At 66.3% G+C, this 22,573-nt stretch carries 19 protein-coding genes; 6 read left to right on the top strand and 13 right to left on the bottom strand.

Annotated elements, in window-relative coordinates; translation table 11 throughout:
- Positions 1 to 42 precede the first annotated feature (42 nt).
- On the bottom strand, positions 43 to 1,107 hold the full coding sequence (trpS, locus tag OCK02_RS10280; RefSeq protein WP_230807420.1) for a tryptophan--tRNA ligase: 1,065 nt from the start codon (positions 1,105 to 1,107) through the stop codon (positions 43 to 45).
- A 301-nt stretch (positions 1,108 to 1,408) separates the two neighbouring features.
- On the opposite strand from trpS, the gene OCK02_RS10275 reads away from it, so the two are divergent.
- Positions 1,409 to 1,897 carry a YcbK family protein gene (locus OCK02_RS10275; RefSeq protein WP_263812967.1) on the top strand — a complete coding sequence of 163 codons (489 nt, stop codon included), beginning with the start codon at positions 1,409 to 1,411 and terminating at the stop codon, positions 1,895 to 1,897.
- Positions 1,898 to 1,925: 28 nt separating this feature from the next.
- Here the strand turns inward: OCK02_RS10275 and OCK02_RS10270 are convergent, their stop codons facing one another.
- The 4 genes from OCK02_RS10270 to mutS all read right to left on the bottom strand — a co-directional run bounded on the left by OCK02_RS10270 (position 1,926) and on the right by mutS (position 9,591).
- Positions 1,926 to 2,330, bottom strand: a complete 405-nt coding sequence (locus tag OCK02_RS10270; protein WP_263812966.1) for a VOC family protein — start codon at positions 2,328 to 2,330, stop codon at positions 1,926 to 1,928.
- Positions 2,327 to 3,913: a murein biosynthesis integral membrane protein MurJ gene (murJ, locus tag OCK02_RS10265; RefSeq protein ID WP_263812965.1), complete on the bottom strand. Its 1,587-nt coding sequence runs from the start codon at positions 3,911 to 3,913 to the stop codon at positions 2,327 to 2,329. Before murJ ends, OCK02_RS10270 begins: the two co-directional genes overlap by 4 nt.
- Entirely contained in the window at positions 3,910 to 6,750 is a 2,841-nt protein-coding gene (locus OCK02_RS10260) for a [protein-PII] uridylyltransferase (RefSeq protein WP_263812964.1), read from the bottom strand. The genes murJ and OCK02_RS10260 overlap by 4 nt, the downstream gene beginning before the upstream one ends.
- A gap of 87 nt (positions 6,751 to 6,837) precedes the next feature.
- The gene (mutS, locus tag OCK02_RS10255; RefSeq protein ID WP_263812963.1) at positions 6,838 to 9,591 is read right to left on the bottom strand and encodes a DNA mismatch repair protein MutS; all 2,754 of its coding nucleotides are present in this window, start codon (positions 9,589 to 9,591) and stop codon (positions 6,838 to 6,840) included.
- A 113-nt stretch (positions 9,592 to 9,704) separates the two neighbouring features.
- Here mutS and OCK02_RS10250 point away from each other — a divergent pair, with 113 nt between their 5' ends.
- Positions 9,705 to 11,990 (top strand): NADP-dependent malic enzyme, encoded by a 2,286-nt coding sequence (locus OCK02_RS10250; RefSeq protein WP_263812962.1) that lies wholly within the window; start codon positions 9,705 to 9,707, stop codon positions 11,988 to 11,990.
- A 51-nt stretch (positions 11,991 to 12,041) separates the two neighbouring features.
- Here the strand turns inward: OCK02_RS10250 and OCK02_RS10245 are convergent, their stop codons facing one another.
- From OCK02_RS10245 to OCK02_RS10225, 5 genes are all read right to left on the bottom strand, one after another.
- Positions 12,042 to 12,920, bottom strand: a complete 879-nt coding sequence (locus OCK02_RS10245) for a GNAT family N-acetyltransferase (RefSeq protein WP_263812961.1) — start codon at positions 12,918 to 12,920, stop codon at positions 12,042 to 12,044.
- Between the two features lie 139 nt (positions 12,921 to 13,059).
- Entirely contained in the window at positions 13,060 to 15,342 is a 2,283-nt protein-coding gene (locus tag OCK02_RS10240; RefSeq protein WP_263812960.1) for a hybrid sensor histidine kinase/response regulator, read from the bottom strand.
- Between the two features lie 55 nt (positions 15,343 to 15,397).
- Positions 15,398 to 15,901 carry a signal peptidase II gene (lspA, locus tag OCK02_RS10235; RefSeq protein WP_230807429.1) on the bottom strand — a complete coding sequence of 168 codons (504 nt, stop codon included), beginning with the start codon at positions 15,899 to 15,901 and terminating at the stop codon, positions 15,398 to 15,400.
- The gene (locus OCK02_RS10230) at positions 15,898 to 16,761 is read right to left on the bottom strand and encodes a TrmH family RNA methyltransferase (protein WP_412178794.1); all 864 of its coding nucleotides are present in this window, start codon (positions 16,759 to 16,761) and stop codon (positions 15,898 to 15,900) included. Before OCK02_RS10230 ends, lspA begins: the two co-directional genes overlap by 4 nt.
- A complete protein-coding gene (locus OCK02_RS10225) occupies positions 16,761 to 17,924 on the bottom strand; it encodes a class I SAM-dependent rRNA methyltransferase (protein ID WP_263812958.1) in 1,164 nt (387 codons plus the stop codon). Before OCK02_RS10225 ends, OCK02_RS10230 begins: the two co-directional genes overlap by 1 nt.
- Positions 17,925 to 18,065: 141 nt before the next feature.
- Here OCK02_RS10225 and OCK02_RS10220 point away from each other — a divergent pair, with 141 nt between their 5' ends.
- Complete coding sequence (locus tag OCK02_RS10220) at positions 18,066 to 18,515, top strand: SRPBCC family protein (RefSeq protein WP_263812957.1); 450 nt, start codon at positions 18,066 to 18,068, stop codon at positions 18,513 to 18,515.
- A 77-nt stretch (positions 18,516 to 18,592) separates the two neighbouring features.
- Here the strand turns inward: OCK02_RS10220 and OCK02_RS10215 are convergent, their stop codons facing one another.
- The 3 genes from OCK02_RS10215 to sppA are packed head-to-tail and all read right to left on the bottom strand — an operon-like array spanning position 18,593 to position 20,286.
- On the bottom strand, positions 18,593 to 18,952 hold the full coding sequence (locus tag OCK02_RS10215) for a DUF1049 domain-containing protein (protein ID WP_263812956.1): 360 nt from the start codon (positions 18,950 to 18,952) through the stop codon (positions 18,593 to 18,595).
- 53 nt (positions 18,953 to 19,005) lie between these two features.
- Positions 19,006 to 19,308, bottom strand: coding sequence for an integration host factor subunit beta (locus OCK02_RS10210; protein ID WP_230807433.1), 303 nt, complete (start codon positions 19,306 to 19,308; stop codon positions 19,006 to 19,008).
- 27 nt (positions 19,309 to 19,335) lie between these two features.
- Complete coding sequence (gene sppA, locus OCK02_RS10205) at positions 19,336 to 20,286, bottom strand: signal peptide peptidase SppA (protein WP_263812955.1); 951 nt, start codon at positions 20,284 to 20,286, stop codon at positions 19,336 to 19,338.
- 278 nt (positions 20,287 to 20,564) lie between these two features.
- On the opposite strand from sppA, the gene lptC reads away from it, so the two are divergent.
- The 3 genes from lptC to lptB are packed head-to-tail and all read left to right on the top strand — an operon-like array spanning position 20,565 to position 22,571.
- Positions 20,565 to 21,182 (top strand): LPS export ABC transporter periplasmic protein LptC, encoded by a 618-nt coding sequence (lptC, locus tag OCK02_RS10200; RefSeq protein WP_230807435.1) that lies wholly within the window; start codon positions 20,565 to 20,567, stop codon positions 21,180 to 21,182.
- A gap of 7 nt (positions 21,183 to 21,189) precedes the next feature.
- Positions 21,190 to 21,753 (top strand): LptA/OstA family protein, encoded by a 564-nt coding sequence (locus tag OCK02_RS10195; RefSeq protein WP_230807436.1) that lies wholly within the window; start codon positions 21,190 to 21,192, stop codon positions 21,751 to 21,753.
- 32 nt (positions 21,754 to 21,785) lie between these two features.
- Positions 21,786 to 22,571 (top strand): LPS export ABC transporter ATP-binding protein, encoded by a 786-nt coding sequence (gene lptB / locus OCK02_RS10190; protein WP_183802572.1) that lies wholly within the window; start codon positions 21,786 to 21,788, stop codon positions 22,569 to 22,571.
- Positions 22,572 to 22,573 lie beyond the last annotated feature (2 nt).

Here is a 22,573-nt window from a genome sequence, read left to right as displayed (position 1 = left end):
CTTCCTTCCCGCATGGGAAGGGGGCGGCCGGGGAAGCCGCCGCTAGCGCAGGAAGCCGATGATGTCGGAGACCTCGGCGATCGTCTTCTCGGCCCGGGCGCGAGCCCGTTCGCCGCCGTTGCGGAGGATGGCGTCGATATGGGCGGTGTCGTCCATCAGCCGGCGCATTTCGGCGGTGATCGGCGAAAGAACGTTGACGGCGAGATCGACCAGCGCCGGCTTGAAGGTGGAGAACTGCTGGCCGCCGAACTCTGCCAGGACCTCCGCCTTCGACCTGTCGGACAGGGCAGCATAGATGCCGACGAGGTTTTCCGCCTCCGGCCGGCCCTTCAGCCCCTCGGTCTCGGACGGCAACGCCTCGGGATCGGTCTTGGCCTTGCGAATCTTCTTCGAGATGGTCTCGGCATCATCCATAAGGTTGATGCGGGACAGATCGGACGGGTCGGACTTCGACATTTTCTTCGTGCCGTCTCGCAGGCTCATGACGCGCGGCGCCGGACCCTCGATCATCGGCTCGACCATCGGGAAATAGGCGTGCACGGGCTCGTCGCCAACCAGAATGTCGACGCCGGTACCGGAGGCGCGGATCTTGTCCCGGAAGTCGAGATTGAACTTCATCGCGATGTCGCGGGCCAGTTCCAGATGCTGCTTCTGGTCGTCGCCGACCGGAACGTGGGTGGCGCGGTAGACGAGGATATCGGCGGCCATCAGGCTCGGATAGGCAAGCAGTCCGAGCGAGGCGTTCTCGCGGTCCTTGCCGGCCTTGTCCTTGAACTGGGTCATCCGGTTCATCCAGCCGATGCGGGCCACGCAGTTGAAGATCCAGGCCAGTTCGGCATGCTGCGGCACGGCCGACTGGTTGAAAACGATGTGCTTTTCCGGATCGATGCCGGACGCGATGAAGGCGGCCGCAATCGAGCGGATCTGCCCCTTCAGGTCCTCGTGGACAAGCTGGGCGGTGATCGAATGCAGGTCGACGACGCAGTAGATGCAGTCGTTGTCCGCCTGCAGCGCGACGAACTTGCGGATGGCACCGAGATAGTTGCCGAGATGGAGATTGCCCGTCGGCTGGACGCCGGAAAAGACGAGCGGCTTGAAAGCGGTCATGATGTCCTCGTGAGGCTGGTGGAGGGCCCAAGCAGCGGGTGCCGCAACTGGTTCACGGGCGCGCTTATGCACGGCGGCCGGGGCACAATCAAGCGGGCAATGGCGAGCACGATCCCGACACGGTTCGGGCAGAGATCGTGGCGTCAAGACGGCACAATCGCGGCACGCCCTTAATACTCCTTAAGTATTAACTAACATTAGCAATAAAATCCTCACAAAAGCCAATTTTGGGATTTCAGTTCTCTCCGGGGCGGAGGTATCCCGGCCAGCTTTGCTGACCGACCTGATCAGGAGAGGTATCATGCGGAGAGCATGTTGCATGCTGCTGGCCGGCCTGTTCGCGCTTTCGACTCTCGCCATCGACGGCGCGCAGGCGGGCGAGGAGACCAAGCTGAATTTCAAGAAGGACAAGGGGCGGGTTACGCTCGCCTATGCGACCCAGACGCCACGGGTCCAGCATCGCTGTTTCCCGGGGCGGCTGCACGCCGTTCTTGCCCATATTGCAGCCCAGACCGGCAGACGACCGCTGGTGACCTCCGGTAACCGGTCCGGCGGCCGGCGGGGTTCCTATCATCGCAAGTGCATGGCGGCCGACATCCGCGTGCCCGGCGTCCCGGTCAGCCGCATCGTCGCTGCGGCAAAGACCGCACCCGGCATCGGCGGCATCGGCACCTATTGCAATGGCATCGTCCATGTCGACGTCGGGCCGAAGCGGCGCTGGAATTATTGCGGGGGACGCGGTCTCGCCAAGCTGAACAGATCGAAATCGAAGGTCGTCGCCATGCGTTGAGGCGCAGGCGGGACCCATGCGCCGGCGATCAGGGCGCCGGCTGCAGCAGGTCCCACTTGTTGCCGAAGGGATCCTCGAAGACGGCAACGGTGCCGTAGGCCTCCGTGCGCGGCTGCTCCAGGAAACGGACGCCGGCGGCGACGAAGGCGGAAAAATCGTGCTCGAAATCGCCGGTATGGAGGAAGAAGCCGACACGGCCGCCCGTCTGCCTGCCGATCGCAGCCACCTGCGCCTCGCCGACGGCCTCCGCCAGGAGCAGCCCCGTGCCGTCGCCACCGTTGTCGTCCCCCTTGGGGCGCACGACCACCCAGCGCTTGCCGTCGGGCAGTTGCGTGTCCTCGACGAGGTCGAAGCGCAGCGCCCCGCAATAGAAGGCGATCGCGCGGTCGTAGTCCGGCACCACCAGCGTGACGAGCCCAATCCGTCCCTTCATTCGCCGCTCTCCGGCGCCGGCTTTGCCTTGCGCCTGATGTTGCGGCGGATCATGCCGAGGTCGGCACCGCCGATCAGGAAGGCGACGCCGAAATAGATCACCATCGACAGGCCGATCAGGGCGCCGAGCGCGGCCACCTGCTCCAAAAGCGAGGCGGTGGAGGCGAGCCGCGCCGCCATCAGCCCCGAGGCGTAGTCGAGGCTTGCGGCCATGACGAAGGCGGCGATCACCAGCCGTGCCACGCGCCAGACAAGCGCCTTCTCCAGCGGCCAGTGGCCGCGGCGGACGAGCGTCACGAACAGGAAGATCGCCGTCAGCCAGCCCGAGGTCGCCTCGGCGGTGGCGATGCCGCGTTCGTGGAAATGGGGAAAGAGCGAGACGGCCAGCACGCAATTGACCACCACCGAGAACAGCGTGATGCGCATCGGCGTCTTCGTATCCTCGCGGGCGAAGAAGCCGGGATTGAGTGCCTTGATCATCACGAAGCCGGGCAGGCCGAGGCCGTAGATCGCGAGCGTGCCTGCGACGATGGAAGTGGTCTCGGGCGAAAACGCGCCGCGCTCGTAAAGGACGCGGACGATCTCGTCGGAGATGACCCAGAGGGCGGCTGCGGCCGGCAGCGTCAGGAACAGCACGAATTCCAGCGACCGGTTCTGCAGGTTGGCCGCCTCCCGCTCGTGCCCGCCCTTCAGCGCGCGCGCCAGTTCCGGCAGCAGCACGACCCCGACGGCGATGCCGACGACGCCGAGCGGCAGCTGATAGACGCGATCGGCATATTGCAGGGCCGAGATCGCCCCCTCCCGGGTCGAGGCGATCATCTGGCCGATGATCTGGTTGATCTGGGTGATGCCGCCGGTGACGGCGGCCGGCAGCGCCAGCCACAAGAGCCGCTTGACGTTCGGCGTCATCCTCGGCCGGCGAAAGCCGATGCGCATGCCGGCATGCAGGACGCCGGCATAGAGGACCACCATCTGCAGGATGCCGGCAGCCAGAACGCCCCAGGCGAGATACCAGGCCGTATCCAGCGGCGAGGCGCCGGTGTAGAGCCCGAAGGCGAGCGCGCTGATCAGCACGAGATTGAGGAAGATCGGCGCGACGGCGGCGGCGAAATAGTGGTGCAGCGAATTCAGCATGCCCGAAAGCATCGCCGTCAGCGACATGCACATCAGGTAGGGAAACATGACGATGGCGAGCCTGACCGTCACGTCGAACTTCTCCGGGTCGCCCACGAAGCCCGGCGCGATGACCCAGGCGACGATCAGCGGCATCGCCAGTTCCATGGCGATGGTGATGAGCATCAGCACGGTGAAGAGGACGCCGAAGACCTCCTCGGAAAAACGCTTGGCGCCGTCGACGCCGCCGGCCTCGATCTCCTTGGCGAAGAGCGGCACGAAGGCGGCGTTGAAGGCTCCCTCGGCAAACAGGCGGCGAAACAGGTTCGGAAAGCGGAAGGCGGCATAGAAGGCATCCGCCATCGGACCGGTGCCGAGTGCCGCCGCCATCAGCGTTTCGCGGGCGAAGCCCAGGATACGGCTGCCGAGCGTCGCGCCGCCGACGGTAGCAAATTTCGTGACAAGGCTCATTCGGCGACCCTGACCCCCGGTTTGGCGCCCACGGGCGCCACGATGCCCGACGGCATCCGGTCGCGCGCCTCGTCGGCCTCCTCGGCCATCACCGCCTTCAGCCGGGCGACGATGTTGGCCTGGCGGTTCTCGTTGGTGATCTTCTGGCCGAGCAGGTCGTTGACGTAGAAGGTGTCGATCACCTTCTCGCCGAAGGTGGTGATATGGGCCGAGGCGATGTCGAGCGACAGGTCCGACAGCACCGCCGTCACCTCGGACAGGAGGCCGGGCCGGTCGAGGCACTCGATTTCGATCACCGTGAACTTGTTGGACAGCGCATTGGAGATCGTCACCGCCGGCGGCACGGTGAAGGTCTTGGAGCGCTTGCGGCCGCGGGTCCGGTTGGCGATCACCTCCGGCAAGCGCTTGCGGCCCGAAAGCACGTCCTCGATCATCTTGCCGATAGTGGCCGCGCGCCGCATCTCGTCGGCATCGTTCGGGAATTCGCGATTGACGAGGATCGTATCCAGGGCGCGACCGTCGGAGGTGGTGTGGATCTGCGCGTCGACGATATTGGCGCCGGCGGCGGCACAGGCGCCGGCGATCACCGTCAGGAGCCGCGGATGGTCGGGAGAGAGCACGGTGATCTCGGTGATGGCGTGGAAGCTATCCGTGCGCACCATGGTCGCGAGCGCCTGCCTGGCCTTGTCGGCGCCGCGGATAAATTCGGCATGGCGCACCTGCTCCTCCAGCGATACCGTCAGCAGATAGGGATCGTAGTGCAGGCGGGCATAGGCCCTGCGGTCCTTCTGGCTCCAGTCGGCGAGCGCCTCCGACAACGCCTCGCGCGCGGCCTTCGCCCGTTCTTTTCGCGAGACCTCGGAGAAGCCGCCCGACAGGACGAGTTCGGTCTCGTAATAGAGCGTTCGCAGCAACTGCCCCTTCCAGCCGTTCCAGACGCCCGGGCCGACCGCGCGGATATCGCAGACGGTCAGCACCAGCAGCATCTTCAGGCGCTCCATCGAGCGCACCTTGTCGGCAAAGTCGACGATGGTCTTGCGGTCGTTCAGGTCGCGGGTCTGCGCCACCATCGACATGACCAGGTGCTCCTCGATCAGCCAGACGACGAGTTCGGTCTGTTTCGGCGTCATGCGGAAGCGCTGGCAGAGCTTGCGCGCCAGACGGGCGCCGGCGACCGAATGATCCTCCGGCCGGCCCTTGGCCACGTCGTGCAGCAGCACCGCCATATAGAGCGGCAGGCGATCCTCGATGCTGGGCATGACCTGCATGGCGGCCAGCGGATGAGCCTCCGTCTCGCGCCCCTGTTCGATGCCGGACAAGACGCCGACGGAGCGGATCAGGTGCTCGTCGACCGTGTAGTGATGATACATGTTGAACTGCATCATCGCGACGATCTTGCCGAATTCAGGGATGAACCGGCCGAGCACGCCGGATTCGTTCATCCGCCTCAGCATCAGGGCCGGATCGCGCGGGGAGGTCAGGATCGATAGGAAGAGCCGGTTGGCCTCCTCGTCGTCGCGCAGTGCGTTGTTGATCAGGCGCAGCGACCGGGTGACCAGTTTCAGGGCGTCGGGATGGAATTCCAGCCCATTGAGGTCGGCGATGTGGAAGAGCCGGATCAGGTTGACGGGATCGCGCTTGAATACGTCGGGGCTCGCGATCGTGATGCGGCCGCGGTCCTCGACGAAATCGAGCGAGCCCGGGATCTTGCGGTTGCGGCGGGTGAAGCGGCTGATCACGGCGGTGATGCCCGGCGCCTCCTTGGCCTGCTGGTCCTCGAGTGCCGCGCAGAAGATGCGCGTCAGGTCGCCGATGTCCTTGGCGACGAGGAAATAGTGCTTCATGAAGCGCTCGACGGCCGACAGCCCCGGATGCGGCTGATAGCCGAGGCAGGCGGCGATCTCCGACTGCACGTCGAAGGACAGCCGCTCCTCCGCCTTGCCGGTGAGGAAATGCAGGTGGCAGCGAACGGCCCAGAGGAAATCGTCGGCCTTCTGGAACAGCTTGAACTCGTGGCGTGACAGGACGCCGCGCTTCACGAGTTCTTCCGGATCGCGGATGTTGTAGTAGTACTTGGCGATCCAGAAGAGCGTGTGCAGGTCGCGCAAGCCCCCCTTGCCCTCCTTGATGTTCGGCTCCACCAGATATCGCGTGTCGCCGGCCTTGCGGTGGCGCTCGTCGCGCTCGGCGAGCTTGGCGGCGATGAATTCCGGTCCCGTTCCGCGCATGATCTCGCGCTCGAAACGGACGGAGAGCTCGTCGAACAACGGCCGCGAACCGCACACGTAGCGCGCCTCGAGGATCGCGGTGCGGATCGTCATGTCGCTCTTGGACAGCGAGATGCAGTCCTCGATGCTGCGGGTGGCGTGGCCGACCTTGAAGCCCATGTCCCAGAGCAGGTAGAGCATGAACTCGATCGCCGGCTCGCTCCAGGGCTGCGGCCTGGGCGGCAGCAGGAACAGAAGGTCGATGTCGGAGCCCGGCGCCAGCGTGCCGCGGCCGTAGCCGCCGACGGCAGTCACCGTGATGCGGGCGGCCTCCGGCGCCATCGCCGCGCTGAAGACATGGTTCAGCGCGAAATCATGGACGATGGAGATGAGTTGGTCCTGCAGCCAGGAGAGGCGGCCGGCACAGGCGAGACCGCTGCCGTCGGCGAACAGCAGTTCCCGCGCCTGCTCCCGCCCCAGTTGATAGGCCTTCTTCAGTTCGGCCAGCAGCGCCTGGCGCATGCGGTCGCGCTGCTCGGCATTGGCGCTGGCGATGAATTCGCACTTTGCCCTCAGGGCGGTGACGTCGAGCAGGCCGGAATGGGCCGGTACCGTTACTTTGCTGTCCATGGAATGCGGCCGCCTGCTGCCTTTCTGCCTGTGGTCACCTCCCGGTGCCGAAGGGCTATAGCCCTTTTTGGACCGCGGCGACAGACTCTAGCGATCGCCGGCTTCCTTCTTCAATGCGTAGAGCGCCTCCAGCGCCTCCCGTGGCGACATGTCGTCCGGGCTCAGGCCCTTCAGCATCTCCTCCACCTTCGAAGCGTTGGCGTCCCTGGCCGCCTCCTCGCGCCGGACCGCCACCTGGAACAGCGGCAGGTCGTCGATCAGCTGGCTCGCCGGGTTCTTGCGGTCGGCGTCCTCCAGCTTGGCAAGTACGTCCTTCGCCCGGGCGACGACGGACGCAGGGAGCCCGGCGAGCCGCGCCACCTGGATGCCATAGGAGCGATCGGCGGCACCGGGGCCCACCTCGTGCAGGAAGATCACCTCGCCGTCCCACTCCTTCACCCGCATCGTGGCATTGGAAAGGCGGCCGAGCTTTTCGGAAAGCACCGTGAGCTCGTGAAAGTGGGTGGCGAACAGGCCGCGGCAGCGGTTGGCCTCGTGCAGGTGCTCGACCGCGGCCCAGGCGATCGACAGGCCGTCGAATGTGGCGGTCCCCCGGCCGATCTCGTCGAGGATCACGAGCGAATGCTCGGTCGCCTGGTTGAGGATCGCCGCCGTCTCGACCATCTCGACCATGAAGGTCGAGCGGCCGCGGGCGAGGTCGTCCGAGGCGCCGACGCGCGAGAACAGCCGGTCGACAATGCCGATATGGGCACTTTCGGCCGGGACGTAGGAGCCCATCTGCGCCAGGATGGCGATCAGCGCGTTCTGCCGCAGGAAGGTCGACTTGCCGCCCATGTTCGGGCCGGTCAGCAGCCAGATCGCCCCGTCTCCCTTGCCGCCTGCCGGAGAGAGGTCGCAGGCATTGGCGACGAAGGGATTGCCCGCCTGCCGGCGCAGCGCCTGCTCGACGACCGGATGACGGCCGCCCGCGATCGCAAACATCTTCGAGCGGTCGACGACCGGGCGGCAATAGGCCTGTTCCTCGGCAAGGACCGCAAGCCCCTGCGAGACATCGACGACGGACAAGGCGCGCGCGGCGGCCTTGACCGCATCGGCCTGCGCGACCACCGCTTCCGTGAGGATCTCGAATGCCGCGAGCTCGATCGCCAGCGCCCGGTCGGCGGCATTGGCGATCTTCGTCTCCAACTCCGACAGTACGGTGGTGGTGAAGCGCATCGCGCCCGCCATGGTCTGGCGGTGGATGAAGCGCGCCTTGGCCTCGTCGCCCTCGGTCAGCGCCGAAGCGTTCCCGGCCGAGACCTCGATGAAATAGCCGAGCACGTTGTTGTGCTTGATCTTCAGAGACTTGACGCCGGTCTCTTCGGCATATTGCAGCTGCAGGCCGGCGATGACCCGGCGCGACTGGTCACGCAGCGCCCTCATCTCGTCGAGCTCGGCGTCCGCGCCCTCGCGGATGAAGCCGCCGTCACGCTTCAGGAGCGGCAGCTCGTCGCCGAGCATCGAGGCAAGCCGTTCGACCAGGTCCGCCGGCAGGGCCTCGATATCCCTGCGGGCGGCTGCCAGTTCACCCTCCAGATCCTGTGCCGCCATCATGCCGGCGACCGCCGAGGCTGCCCGCAGGCCCTGCAGCAGGGCGCCGAGGTCGCGCGGGCCGCCGCGGCCGAGCGCCAGCCGGGAGAGCGCACGCGGCATGTCCGGCAGAAGCTTCAGCGCATCGCGCAGATCGGAGGCGAAGGACGGCCGGGCGGCAAGGGCGGCAATCGAATCCAGGCGCTCGTTGACCGGCTCCGGGTCGGTCAACGGCGACATCAGCCGCTCGGCCAGAAGCCGCGCGCCACCGCCCGTCACCGTCCGGTCGATCGCCTTCAGCAGCGTGCCGCTCTTCTCGCCCGACAGCGTGCGCACCAGCTCGAGGTTGGCGCGCGTCGCCGGATCGATGAACAGGGTCGAGGCCGCGCTCTCGCGCTCGGGCAGCCCGAGCGGCGGGCGCTCGGCGATCTGCGTCTTCTCGACATAGGCGATCGCGGCCGAGGCCGCCGAGAGCTCGGCGCGCGAGAAGGTGCCGAAGCCGTCGAGCGTGCCGACGTCGAAGTAGCGCGCGATCCGGCCCTCCGCCGTCGCGCTGTCGAACAGCACCGCCGGCTGGGGAACGACGACCCTGCCCAACACGTCGACGACGGGGCGGAATTCGGGATCGTGGAACAGCGTGTCGGGCACGATCAGTTCGCGCGGCTCGATGCGCAGGATATCCGCCAGCAGCCGCTGCCCGGTCGTCTCGGCCAGCCGGAAGACGCCGGTGGAGATGTCGATCCAGGCGAGCGCCAGTGCCGGCTCGGCGCCGCCGCGGATGCGCGACAGCGTCATCAGGTAATTGGCGTCGGACGGCGAGAGCAGCTTTTCCTCGGTCAGCGTTCCCGGCGTGACGAGACGGACGACGTCGCGGCGGACGACCGACTTCGAGCCGCGCTTCTTCGCCTCTGCGGGATCCTCGACCTGCTCGCAGACGGCGACGCGGAAACCGAGCGCGATCAGCTTCTGCAGGTAGTCGTCGGCGGCATGGATCGGCACGCCGCACATCGGGATGTCCTGTCCCAGGTGCTGGCCGCGCTTGGTCAAGGTGATGCCGAGCGCACGCGAGGCGTCCGCAGCGTCCTGGAAGAACAGCTCGTAGAAATCGCCCATGCGATAGAACAGCAGGCTATCGGGATTGTTGGCCTTGATCTCGATATACTGTTCCATCATCGGCGTCGCCGATGCACGGCTCGCCACGCTGGCAAGTTCGGAGGTCGTCAATATGTCGCCGGGGCGCACGATCTGGTCGTTCACGGAAAAGCTGTTCATCCCAAAAAAGAGGTGTCACCCTATCCGCCTGTCGCTATAGAAGACAACACCTCAAGGGGACGCAGGGCCTGCTGCCCACAAGAGGTTGGCCCGGAATGCATTGGGGGAGACAGATGGCGGAGACAGGCAAGACGAAGCGGGCGGTCGCAAGCGTGACCGATCAGGAAGCGCTGGATTTCCACGCGCAAGGACGTCCCGGGAAACTCGAGATCACGCCGACCAAGCCGATGGCGACGCAGCGCGACCTGTCGCTCGCCTATTCGCCCGGCGTGGCCGTCCCCGTCAAGGCGATCGCGGAGGACCCTTCCCGCGCCTACGACTACACCTCGCGCGGCAACATGGTCGCCGTCATCTCCAACGGCACGGCGATCCTGGGTCTCGGCAATCTCGGCGCGCTCGCCTCCAAGCCGGTGATGGAGGGCAAGGCCGTGCTCTTCAAGCGCTTCGCCGACGTCGACAGCATCGATCTCGAGGTCGACACCGAGAACGTCGACGAGTTCATCAACTGCGTGCGCTACCTCGGCCCGTCCTTCGGCGGCATCAATCTCGAAGACATCAAGGCGCCGGACTGCTTCATCATCGAGCAGCGCCTGCGCGAACTGATGGACATCCCCGTCTTCCACGACGACCAGCACGGCACCGCCATCATCGCGGCAGCCGGACTGATCAACGCACTGACGCTGACCGGCCGCGACTTCAAGACGACCAAGCTCGTCTGCAACGGCGCGGGCGCTGCGGCGATCGCCTGTATCGAACTGATCAAGTCGATGGGCTTCAACCCGGAAAACGTCATCCTCTGCGATACCAAGGGCGTCATCTACCAGGGGCGCGAGGAGGGCATGAACCAGTGGAAGTCGGCCCATGCGGTCAAGACCGACCGGCGCAGCCTCAAGGACGCGCTCGACGGCGCCGACGTATTCTTCGGCCTTTCTGCCAAGGGCGCGCTGACAGCCGAGATGGTGCGCTCGATGGCGGCGCATCCGATCATCTTCGCCATGGCCAATCCGGACCCCGAAATCACCCCGGAGGAAGTCGCCCGCATCCGTGACGACGCGATCGTCGCCACCGGCCGCTCGGACTATCCGAACCAGGTCAACAACGTCCTCGGCTTTCCCTACATCTTCCGCGGCGCGCTCGACGTGCGCGCGACCACGATCAACGACGCGATGAAGATCGCAGCCGCCGAGGCGCTGGCGAACCTCGCCAAGGAGGACGTACCGGACGACGTCGCGGCTGCCTACCAGGGCAACCGGCCCCGCTTCGGCGCGCAGTACATCATTCCCGTCCCCTTCGACCCGCGGCTGATCTCGGCCATCCCGGTCGCCGTGGCGAGGGCCGCGATGGACACCGGCGTCGCCCGGCGGCCGCTGCTCGATCTCGACGCCTATGCGCGCGAACTGAAGGCGCGGCGCGACCCGATCGCCTCGACGCTGCAGAGCATCTACGCGCGGGTCCGCCGGCACCCGAAGCGGGTGGTCTTCGCCGAGGGCGAGGAAGAGCAGATGATGCGAGCCGCCGTCTCCTATGCCAACCAGCAACTCGGCACCGCCATCCTGGTCGGGCGCGAGGAGCGCATGCGCGAGACCGCCGAACGTGCCGGCATCGATCTCGACAGGCCCGGCATCGAACTCCTGAACGCCCGCATTTCCAGACGCAACGACGCCTATACCGACTATCTCTATGCCCGCATCCAGCGTAACGGCTACCTGTTCCGGGACGCCCAGCGCCTGATCAACAACGACCGCAACCATTTTGCCGCCTGCATGGTCGCGCTCGGCGACGCGGATGCGATGGTCACGGGCCTGACGCGCAACTACTCGACCGCGCTGGAGGACGTGCGGCGCTGCATCGATGCCAAGCCGGGTCACCGGGTGATCGGCGCTTCGCTGACGCTCTGCCGCGGCCGCACCGTGCTCGTCGCCGATACCGCGGTGCACGACATGCCGAATGCGGAGGAACTGGCCGACATCGCAGAGGAGGCCGCCGGCCTCGCCCGCCGCCTCGGCTACGAGCCGCGCGTGGCGATGCTCGCCTATTCGACCTTCGGCAACCCTACCGGCGAACGCTCCGAGCGGGTGCGCGAGGCGGTGAAGATCCTTGACAAGCGGCGCGTCGACTTCGAGTATGACGGCGAGATGGCCGCCGACGTGGCGCTCAATCCGAAGATCATGGAGCAATATCCGTTCTGCCGTCTCTCCGCCCCCGGCAACGTGCTGGTCATGCCCGCCTTCCACTCGGCGGCCATCTCGACCAAGATGCTGCAGGAACTCGGCGGCTCGACGGTGATCGGCCCGCTGCTGGTCGGCCTCGACAAGTCGGTGCAGATCGTCTCGATGGGCGCCAAGGACTCAGACATCGTCAACATGGCGGCGCTGGCGGCGTATAACGCGGGGGTTTGAGACACAGGTCCTTCGCCGTATCCGGCGAGGGACCTCCCCCCCGACTGCGTCTCAGCTGGCGAACCGCCCAGCGTCCGCACCGTAATAATTGATGTAGCGGCCCGAGATGCAGCCGATCGGCAGGACGATCAGGACATCGGTGGTGCGGAAGGCGTGATCGACGACGGCGCCGTCGCCGATCATCGCGCCGAGCCGCAGATAGCCCTTGACCAGCGGCGGCATGGCGGCGAGCGCGCGCCGGGCGTTGACCGCCTCGCTCGGCATCAGGTCCATGGTGCGATACTGATCCGGATGCGCCCTGACCATCCAATCCCCGCCCGCAAGGGCGTTCTGGTGCAGGAAGGACAGCGCCAGCGCATGCTCCTCGGGGACGACGCCGCCGAAGGAGGCGCAGCCGAACATGGCCTGGACGCCATGCTTCAGCGCATAGGCCCAGGCGCCCTGCCAGAGCAGCTCGACCGTGCGCTTGGTGCGGTATTGCGGCAGGACGCAGGAGCGACCAAGCTCCATGAAGCGCTTGTCCGGATGGCGCGCAATCATCGTCTCGACGTCGAACTCCGATTGCGAGTAGAAGCCGCCCGACCCCCTCGCCACCTCCTGCCGCAGCAGGCGGTAGGTGCCGACGATCTGCTCTTCCGGGTCGCCCTCGATCGCGGTATCGAGCACGAGCAAGTGGTCGCAGACCATGTCCCAGGCGTCGATGTCGCGCCGGCGGCGCATCGCGTCGGGAGCGGTCTGAGCGTTCATCTCCTCGACGAAGACGCGGTAGCGGACGGCCTGGGCGGCATCGATCTCGCTGTTCTTCAGGGCCAGGCGCGTCTCAAGCGTGCCGATCCGGCCGAGCACCTCGGCAGACTTGCGTACGGGAAGCTGGCACGTCGGCGGTACGGTTTCGGTCACCACGTTGGGCTCTGCGATCTCCACGGTCATGGGCCACCTTCCTGCGTTGATTTGCGCGTCTTTAAACACGAATCTGCAACAGGATGGTGACATCCACGCGACCGGGACCATAGGGCCGCAAACACCCACGGGCAAGCAGATGCGGGCCACAATCAGGGGCGGTGGCGAATTAGTTTATGACACGCGCGGCCGTCAGCCGGGAGATCTCCGAAAGCAGCGCCGGCGGCTCTGCCGGCTTGACCATGACGCAGGCGGCGCCGCAGGCGATCAATTCCTGGTGAAGTGCCGCACGCCGGTCGGCGGTCAGCACGATGACCGGCACCGCCCCCTCCCCGGAAGCGATCGCGCGGATGACGTCCCGCCCCTCGCCCCCCGGCATGCCGACGTCGGTGATGATCATGTCCGGCCGGGCCCTGCCCTCACCGAGTGCCGTCAGCAGCGCCGGGAAATCCTCGACGAGCTCGACCTCGAAGCCCGCCTTCGAGAGCATCGAACGCACCAGCATGGCATTGATCGGGTCGTCCTCCGCCAGCAGCACCCGGCCGGCTCGCCGTTCCGGTTCGGGAGGCAGCTCGTCCGCCGGCGGCTCGCTCAGGACCGGGCGGTTGTCGTTGATGGCGTCGCGGATCTCGATGCCCTTCATGCGCCCGCGCAGGACCTCCACCAGCGAGCGTTCGCGCAAGGGGCGGATCAGCCAGGCGTCATACCCCTCGCCGTTGCCGATCGCCCGGCCTGTGCGCTCCTCCGGATTGACGAGATAGACACGGCGGATGCGGGGATCGGCGAAAGCCGGCAGGTGCAGCAGCTCGCGCCGAAAATCGCCTGAGAGCCTGTTGTCGACGATGATGTCGGTCAGCGGGAAGGCAACCGCGCCCTGGGTGATCTCCAGCGCCTCGTTTACCTCGGCGACGTGGCGGCAGGTGCCGCCGAGCGTCTCGATGGTCCGCTTCAGGGCCTTCGAGACCGGCCCTTCCGGCGCGAACAGGAAGACGGCCGAACCGCGCAGCGGCCCGGAGCGGCCGGTGACGGGCGCAAGCGTGGGTGCTGCCGGCATCCGGATAGTGAAGATGGAGCCGCGGCCGAGTTCGCTTGCAAGCGTCAGCGCGCCGCCGGCCTCGCGCAGGATGCGCGCCGAAATCGCGAGCCCGAGTCCGGCGCCGCCGCGGCGCTGCGAGACGCCACCCGCCTGTTCGAAGGCCTCGAACACGCGCGCCTGCTCCTCCGCCGTCATGCCGGGACCGGTGTCTGCAATGGTGACGACGATATGGTCGCCCTCGAGCGTCGTCTCGAGGTAGACACCGCCTGCGGGGGTGAACTTCACTGCGTTGCCGATGACGTTGTAGAGCACCTGCCTGAGCCGCGGTGCGTCGAAGAGCATGACGGCGGGCACGTCGGCGGAGACGAAGGAGCCGATCTCGATGCCCTTCTCGTGGGCGCGGGGCGACAGCATCTCGACGACGCTTTCCAGAAGCGGTCGCACCGGCTCCTCGCAGGGGCGTAGCTGGAACCGGCCCGCCTCGATCGTGGAAAAGTCGAGCAGGTCGTCGACGAGCTGCACCAGCGCGTGGCCGGACTGACGGATGCCGGCGAGGTAATTCTTCTGCTCGGCGGTCAGCCGCGTCTGGCCGATGAGGTGCGACATGCCGAGGATGCCCGACAGCGGCGTGCGGATTTCATGGCTGACGGTGGCGAGCAGGCGGGATTTCGTCTCGCTCTCCATCTCCGCCCTGCGACGGGCGATCTCGCGCTCGTTCTCCGCCCGGCGTTCCTCGGTGACGTCGCGGGCGATGCTGTGGATCACCAGTTCTCCGGTCGCCGGGTCCCGGATGGTGATGTCGTGCCAGGCATAGATGCGCACACCGCCCGGCGTCGCGATCTCGACATCGTAGTGATAGGGCAGCGCCTGCGAGCGGAAATCCAGCCCGATCTCACTGCAGGACAACCCCCTCGGGTCGATGATGCCGACGAGATCGCTGATCACGGCATTGGCGCGGAGGATCCTGCCGTCCAGCGAGCGCACCATGACGATATCGCGCAGGATGTCGTGGATCGCCGACGTCACCGCCGCCGTCTCGTTCTGCTCCCAGTAGCGGTCGTGGCTATGCTCGGCGTGGCGGCCGTTTCGCTGTGCGCTCTGCACTCCGTGCCGGACCAGCAGGATCGAGCCGGCGATCCCGATCGTTCCGAGGCCGAATGCCGCGATGTGGAAATCCTGGAGGATGCCGGTGACCAGGACCAGCCCGGCCGAGAGCAATGTCAGGCCGGCGACGATCGCCGAGGTGAACGCCTGGTCGAAGGGCGCCTGCCCCGCGGCAGCGGCCGGAGACCGGGCCGCCGCGCGCGCACCGTCCCCCGGCTCGCCGCCCTCGTTGCGCGGCGCTCCCCCGTCCTCGTGCGGCTCGTGCGCGAATTCCGCCCGGAGCCTGCCCTGGAGCTTGGCTGGTTCGCTCATGAGGCGCAGATAGCACGCCAAGCGTTCAGAACCGCTTCAGCAAACCGCTTGCATTTTAACGATCGGCCGGCGCCTTGCGCCGGCGCACCAGCAACAGCTCGTCCAGCAGGATGAGGCCGGCACCGATGGTGATGAAGCTGTCGGCGAGGTTGAAGACGGCGAACGACCAGGTCGAGGTGTAGAACAGCACGTAGTCGATCACGTATCCGTACAGGAAGCGGTCGATGAGATTGCCGATCGCGCCGGCGAAGATCAGCGCATAGCCCGCATGCGCCACGCCCCTCGCCTTCGGCGTCTGCCACCAGAGCCAGCTGACGAAGGCAACGACTACGAGGCGCAGGCCGACGATGAACCAGTCCTCCATGCCCGACAGCATGGAGAACGCGACGCCGTAATTATAGGTGCGATAGAGCGCCAGCATCGGCACGACATGCACCGCCTGCTGGAACGGCAGCCAGGCCTCGACCGCGAATTTCACGAGCTGGTCGACCAGCACCGCAAGCACGATGAAGACGGCGACCGGGACCGGCCTGGAAAACAGCGGGATGCGATCGTTCATTCGGAGCCGTCCAGGGACAGGAGGTGGCGGCGGGCCTCGAACAGCATGATGCCGGTCGCGATCGCCAGGTTGAGGCTGTCGGCGCGGCCGGCCTGGGGAATTCGCGCGAGCGCGTCAGCTGCGTGCGCCAGCTCGTCTGGAATGCCGGCCTGCTCGTTGCCCATCAGGAGGACGACCGGCCGCCCCTTGTAGTCGATCGTGCGGTAGTCGACGGCGCCGGCCAGGTGCGTGGCGACGAGCTTCACGCCCGCCTCCTTCTTCCAGCGCAGGAAATCGGCCACGGACGCCCTGGTGACCGGCATGGCGAAGACGGATCCCATCGTCGCCCGGACCGTTTCCAGCGAGAACGGATCGGTGGTGTCGCCGACGAGGATGACGCCCGAAGCGCCGGCCGCGTCGGCGGTGCGGATGATGGTGCCGAGGTTTCCGGGGTCGCGGACGCGATCGAGCGCCACGTAGGTCTCGCCGGCGTCCGGGCGCAGGTCCTTCAGCGGCGTGTAGCGCTGCTCGAAGACGCCCACCACCATCTGCGGATTGTCGCGCCGGGTGATCGCCGACATCACCTTCTCGCTGACCTCCAGCACCAGTCCGCCCCTGGCAAACGTCTTCGCGGCGACCTGCTCCACCTGCGGCTTGCCCTTGGCGGCCTTGGCATAAACCAGCGTGCGGATGGCCCAGCCGAGCTCGAGCGCGTCGATCACGAGCTTGAGCCCCTCGGCCATGAACGTCTTCGTCTCGTCGCGCGTCTTCTTCTGGGCGAGCGCCTTGATGTCCTTGACGATCGGATTGGCGAGGCTCGTCACCTCCTTGACCTGGCCCACGCGGTGCGGGCCCCTGTCGTTTTCGTGACGCTCGCTCATCAGGAAGTCCACCGGCTGAAAAGGGACGTGGAAAGGGCGCGGCCGGGCACGCTGCCGTCGAGGCCGCCCTCGCGGATGACCAGTTCACCGGATTCGACCAGTCCGCCGCGGCCGCGCATGGTCTCGCGCACCAGTTCGTGGATCGAATAGAAGCTCGCCCGGATGGAATAGGCCGTCAGCACCAGGGCCGCATCCTTCGGCGACAGGATCTCCCGGCAGATGTCGAGCATCAGCGGCAGGCCCTCGAACAGCTGCCAGACCTCGCCGTTCGGGCCACGGCCGAATTTCGGAGGATCGGCGAGGATGATGTCATAGCGGCTGCCGCGCCGCTCCTCGCGCAGGATGAACTTCATCGCATCCTCGCAGATCCAGCGGATCGGCAGCTTCTCGCCGCGGCCAAGCGCCTGGTTCTCGCGCGCCCAGCCGATCGCCTTCTTCGAGGCGTCGACATGGGTGACCTCGGCGCCGGCGCCGGCGGCCACCAGCGAGGCGACGCCGGTATAACCAAAGAGGTTCAGCACCTTCAGCGGCCTGCCGGAGGCCTCGATCCGCGCCTTCATCCAGCTCCAGTGGGCCAGTTGCTCGGGAAAGACGCCGACATGGCGGAAGGCGGTGAAACGGCCGTAAAAATCGGTTTCCAGCAGCCGCATCGGCCAGGTTTCGCCAAGCGCCGCGCCGGGAAAGCGCCAGCGCCCCATGCCGTCCTCGTCGGTATCGCCGGTGAAGACGGCATCCGCCCGGTCCCAGACATGCGCCGGCAGGCTGCGCGGCCACAGGGCCTGCGCTTCGGGCCGAACGATCCGGTAGGGCCCGTATTGCTCGAGCTTTTCGCCGGCGCCGCTGTCGATCAGCCGGTAGTCGTCAGTACCGGCCGTCTCGAGGATGACCGGAACCCGCTCGGCCGGCTTTTCGCCGGCATGTACCCTGACCGGACGCGGCGGCTCGGAGGGCTGTTCAGCCACCTTTTGCGGGCGGGTGCGTGCTGTGTCGGCCGCGACGCTGCGTGCCTTTGCAGGAGACCGCGCCGCCGCACCCGGATGCTTCGGGCCGCCCTTCGCATCCGGCTTGGCAGCGGCCTTGGCAGCCGGCCGGACGCGATCGCCTGCGCGCGCCGCTCCCGTTGCAGCGGGGCCCTTCTTCTGCCGGCGGTTTCTGTCCTTCACGTCGCGGTCCGTCTGGTTCTTTTTCTGGAAAGCGGACGCAGATCCGCGGGAAAGCGAGACCAAATAGCACCCCTCTCCCACTTGGCAAAGCGCTTTCCGATCTGCGATAAACCAAGCGAGCGGTTCAGGAGGAGAAACGCCATGGACTTGACAGGTGAGGAGCGCATCGCCGCCCCGCGCGAGGCCGTCTGGGCCGCGCTGAACGACCCGGAGACGCTGAAGGCCTGCATTCCCGGATGCCAGTCGCTGACCCAGACGTCGCCGACCGAACTCGAGGCCACCGTCAAGATCAAGATCGGGCCGGTCTCCGCCACCTTCAAGGGCGAGGTGACGCTGTCGAACCTCAATCCGCCGGAAAGCTACACGATCGCGGGTGAAGGCAAGGGCGGCATTGCCGGCTTCGCCAGGGGCGGGGCGGATGTGAAGCTGACCGACGAGGGCGCCGAGACGCTGCTGGCCTACACGGTCCGCGCCGAGATCGGCGGCAAGCTGGCCCAGCTCGGCTCCCGCCTGATCGATTCCACCTCGAAGAAGCTCGCCGCGCAGTTCTTCGCCGACCTCGGCACCCGGCTGAACGGCGGCGTCGCGTAGGGGACTCGTCGGAAAAGGGGCGGTGGCGGGCACAGAGTGTGCGGCGGTGGCACAACGCCGCGTCTGGCTTCGGCTTCCTACTTCGGCGCCGCCAACGCGGCCTGCGAAGCGGGCTGTGTCTGCGACGCCAGCGTTTCGGCGCGGGCCTTCTGCTTGTCGGCCTCGGTGTGCCACTTGACCGCCTCGGTCGCCTCGACGCGGGCGCGCTTGCGGTACTTGTGCTGGCTGATCCAGGTGGCGACGGCGCCGATGATCATGCCGAGCAGCAGCGCCAGGAAGAGGAAGACGAAGAAGGGCGCGGTCAGCGACAGGACCGAATCGTCCGGCCGGAACGGGTTCAGCGCCATGCGGACCGGCTGACGGTTGGCGACCGAGAGCACGACGAGCACGATCGCGACCGGCACCAGCACGACGATGTTGACAACTTTTCTGACCATGGGGCCGCCTCCCGCATACGGAACTGTCGATGGACCGCGGCGCGACGCCGACATCAATCGGCGTCGTCATCCACGTGATTGGGGTTGAGCCGCTCGCGCAGTTCCTTGCCGGTCTTGAAGAAGGGTACCCACTTCTCCTCGACGAAGACGCTGTCGCCGGTGCGCGGGTTGCGGCCGGAACGCGACGGGCGGTTCTTGACCGAAAAGGCACCGAAGCCGCGCAGCTCGACCCGGTTGCCGGCGGCGAGCGCATCGGAAATCTCGTCCAGCACCGCGTTGACGATGTTCTCCACGTCACGGTGATAGAGATGCGGATTGCGAGCGGCGACGATCTGTACCAATTCTGACTTGATCACTGTTGTCCCCTCAAAACGCGTGTCTTTTCAATCACGTCCAACCTGCCAAACAGAGACAAGACCGTCAAGGAACAACTTTTCGCCCCCGAGCTTTTCGATTGCCTCGGACGGGCCGACGTCGAGTCCGAGCAGACCCTTCAGCAGGTCGGCAGAATCGATGCCGATGCCGAACAGGCCCGAGCGCCGCGGCGGCTCGTAGTCGACGACGGAAAGGCGGCGGCTGACGTCGCGCGTCTCGAGATAGTCGCGGATCTCGTCGTCGCCGCCGAGCTTGTCGACGAGCTTGGCCTGCAGCGCCTGCCGGCCGGTATAGATGCTGCCGTCGGCCAGCCGCAGCACCTCTTCGCGCGGCAGCTTGCGGCGATCGGCGACGAGATCGACGAACCAGGCGAAGCTGTCGTCGACCATGCGGCGGATCATCGCCCTGGCCTCCTCGCTCGCCGGATGGAACGGAGAGGGCTCGGCCTTCAGAGGCGCCGACTTCACCTCGTCCAGCGAGACGCCGAGCTTGTCCATCAGCGGCTTGATCTGCGGATACTGGAAGATCACGCCGATCGAGCCGGTGATCGAGCTCTCGCCGGCGATGATCGTGTCGCCGGCGGTGGCGATCATGTAGCCGGCGGAGGCGGCAAGCGTGCGCACGTCGGCAACGACCGGCTTCTTTTCCGCCACCTTGCGCAGCGCCTTGAAGATGACCTCGCCGCCATAGGTCGTCCCGCCCGGCGAGGTGATGGATACCACAAGCGCCTTGACGCGGTCGTTCCGCTCGATCCGCTCCAGCCGCTCCAGCAGCTCGGTGTCGTCCTGGATGACGCCGCTGATCTTCACCCGGGCGATGTGGCTCTGGCCGGCGCCGGTTTCCCAGTTGACAGCCACCGCCACGAAGGCCGCGGCCGCCACGAGCAGAACGGCGGCGACCCGCCAGAAAGTGAGCTTGCGGCGCAATTGCCGGCGATCGGCTATGGCGGACTGATCCATCTGCAAATTCCCCGTGCGGTAATTTTTCGTGGCCGACGGCGAAGGCGCCATTTGCCAAATGCCTCATCGATATGGCATTAGCCGGGCAGATGGCAAATCATTCGCATCAAATTTAACACATCCATTGTTTCCTCTGGAATAATTGCCATATGGGGCGCGTTACTATGGTTCGGGGCACAGGCGATTGCCGGCACGGGCCTTGGGGCCGCAGACATCGAACAAGGCCAATGCTGACAACAGTCGCAGAGACGCATCACGCTGGACAGCCGGAGGGCCGCATGACGGAGGCATACCGTCGGGCGGCACGTCATTCGGCGCGCGTGCGCGTGCTGAAGATCGCACTGCCCGTGATCGGCCTCTTCATCGCGGCAGTCTTCGCCGTCGTCTCCATCGTCAGCACCTATCTTCCCGACGAGCTCGACGTCGAAAGCGCCACGATCGAGGACGGCAAGGTGGTGATGAAGAATCCCGCCATCGCCGGCCGCAACCGGGACGGCATCAGCTACTCGATGAAGGCCGATCGGGCGCTGCAGGACATGAAGAACCCGGACATCATCCAGCTGGAAAACATCAAGGCGCAGATGCCGGTCAACGAGAAGATGATCGCGCAGGTCGATGCCGTCACCGGTATCTACGACCGCGGCCGCAATATCCTCGACATGACCGCGCCCTTCACCATTCGCCTCAATACCGGCCTCGAGGCCGCCTTCCGCGATGCCCATCTCGACATCAACGGCGGCCGCATGTCGACCCAGCAGCCCGTCACCATCCAGTCCAAGGAAGCTTCGATTGTTGCGCAGTCGCTGCGAATGACGGATAAAGGGCGAACCGTCGTCTTCGAGGGAGACGTCGTCGTCAATGTCGATCCCGCCGCTATCCGCAACAGAGAGAAGTAGGGCCACGATGTCCGCATTTTCTGAACCCGCGCAAAGACATGCCATCCTGCCGCTTCTCGCAGCCGGCCTCCTGCTGGCCGCAACGACCGCCGGCGCGCAGGAAACGAAGAGCCAGCTGAAGGGGCTTCAGCTGTCCAACGACCAGCCGATCCAGATCCAGAGCGACAAGCTTGAGATCCAGCAGCAGTCCAACACCGCCCAGTTCACCGGCAACGTCAAGGTCGTACAGGGCACCACGACCCTGCAGGCCGGCAGCATGGTGGTGCACTACACAGCCCAGAGCGGCGGCTCGATCTCGAGCGGCGATGCCGACATCGAGAAGATCGAGGTTGCCGACAAGGTGCTCCTCCAGTCGGGCACGCAGGAAGCCACCGCCGATACCGGCACCTTCAACCTCATCGACGAGGTGTTCGTGCTGAAGGGCGACAAGGTGGTGCTCTCGGAGGGCAAGAACGTGTTCGTCGGCTGCCAGCTCACCGTGCTGATGCGCACGGGCGAAGCCAAGCTCGATGCCTGCGGCGGCAGGGTCATGATACAGCTCGATCCCAAGTCCCGCAAAACCACGAACTGACAACGCCCGTGTCCCTTGTTTCCCTCTCCCGCATGTCGCGCCGCGTCAAGAAGGCCGAGCCGCTGATCCGGCGCACGGCCGACACGTCGCGCTATGAAGGCACCCTGATCGCCCGCAACCTGACGAAAAGCTATGGCGGCAGGCGCGTGGTCAACGGCGTGTCGCTCGTCGTGCGGAGAGGCGAGGCGGTGGGGCTGCTCGGTCCCAACGGTGCCGGCAAGACGACCTGTTTCTACATGATCACCGGGCTCGTGCCGGTGGACGAGGGAACGATCGAGCTCAACGGCAACGACGTCACGACCATGCCGATGTACCGCCGCGCCCGTCTCGGCGTCGGCTACCTGCCGCAGGAAGCCTCGATCTTCCGCGGGCTGACGGTGGAACAGAACATTCGCGCCGTCCTCGAGGTGCACGACCGCGACCGGGCGCGCCGCGAGCGCAAGCTCGACAGCCTGCTTGCCGAATTTTCGATCTCGCATCTGCGCAAATCGGCGGCGATCGCCCTTTCGGGCGGCGAACGCCGCCGGCTCGAGATCGCCCGTGCGCTCGCCACCGACCCGACCTTCATGCTGCTCGACGAGCCCTTCGCCGGCGTCGATCCGATCTCCGTCGCCGATATCCAGGCGCTGGTGCGCCACCTGACGTCGCGCGGCATCGGCGTGCTGATCACCGACCACAATGTTCGCGAGACGCTGGGCCTGATCGACCGCGCCTACATCATCCATGCCGGCGAAGTGCTGACCCACGGCCGCGCCAACGACATCGTCGCCAATCCCGACGTGCGCCGCCTCTATCTGGGCGACAATTTCAGCCTTTAGGC

The organism is Rhizobium sp. TRM96647, from assembly GCF_025780115.1.
In the GTDB taxonomy this organism is placed as follows: domain Bacteria; phylum Pseudomonadota; class Alphaproteobacteria; order Rhizobiales; family Rhizobiaceae; genus Mycoplana.
The sequence above is the reverse complement of the archived record's forward strand: the minus strand, read 5'-3'. Positions and strand labels throughout refer to the sequence as shown.